Source organism: Thalassospira mesophila (assembly GCF_002115755.1).
In the GTDB taxonomy this organism is placed as follows: domain Bacteria; phylum Pseudomonadota; class Alphaproteobacteria; order Rhodospirillales; family Thalassospiraceae; genus Thalassospira; species Thalassospira mesophila.
The window spans coordinates 1-946 of the sequence record NZ_JFKA01000049.1 but is presented as its reverse complement, the minus strand read 5'-3'; the positions used below and the strand labels follow the sequence as shown (position 1 = coordinate 946).

The 946-nt window shown below is 55.8% G+C and carries 1 protein-coding gene; it reads left to right on the top strand.

What is annotated here, in order from left to right; all coding sequences use genetic code 11:
* Positions 1-32: 32 nt before the first annotated feature.
* Positions 33-946 (top strand): TRAP transporter large permease (locus TMES_RS21960; RefSeq protein ID WP_085586597.1); only part of this gene is annotated, 914 nt, incomplete at its 3' end.

Sequence of the window (946 nt, the reverse complement as noted above, 5' to 3'; positions counted from 1 at the left end):
CATCCTAGGCATCAAAGAGGAATCGCTTATTCATGACCATTGCATTCCTGTTTGTTCTGCTCTTTGTGCTTATGGCATTCGGCGCGCCGATTGCCCTGTCGCTGGGTGTTTCGTCGCTGGCAACGATCCTGATCTTTGGCAGTGACAGTCTGGCAACACTTGCAGAAAAACTGTTCAGCGGGATGGAGCATTACACGCTTCTTGCCATCCCCTATTTCATTCTCGCCTCTACCTTTCTTTCGACCGGCGGTGTTGCCCGCCGCCTGATCAATTTTGCGGTTAACAGTGTTGGCTGGTTCCCCGGTGGCCTCGCCATGGCATCGGTTCTGGCCTGTATGCTGTTTGCCGCTGTGTCGGGCTCGTCCCCGGCAACCGTGGTTGCCATTGGCTCCATCGTGATTGCCGGCATGGTCAAATCGGGCTATCCGCAAAGCTTTGCCGCCGGTGTAATTTGTAACGCCGGTACGCTCGGCATTCTTATTCCGCCCTCTATCGTGATGGTGGTTTACGCTGCCGCCACCCAGGTATCGGTTGGCCGCATGTTCCTGGCCGGGGTTATTCCCGGTCTGATGGTCGGCATCATGCTGATGCTGGCGATTTATGTGGTTGCCAAAATCAAAAAGCTGCCCAAACAGGATCGCCCGTCACTTGGCGAATGGGGTGGCAGTTTGCTATCCGCATCGGGTGGGTTGTTGCTGGTGGTTTTGATCATGGGCGGTATTTATGGCGGGGTTTTCACCCCAACCGAAGCCGCCGCCGTGGCCTCGTTTTATGCCATGCTGGTTGCGGTGCTGTTTTACCGTGACATGGGCCCGATCAAGGACCAGCCGTGGATTCCGGAAGGCGGCAATAATGGTTTTGGCGCCATTGCCTCGCGCAATATCGGCCTGATGGGCAAGGCGATTGTTCTGTTGCCGTTCGACAAGGACATTCGCCACGTTCTGCT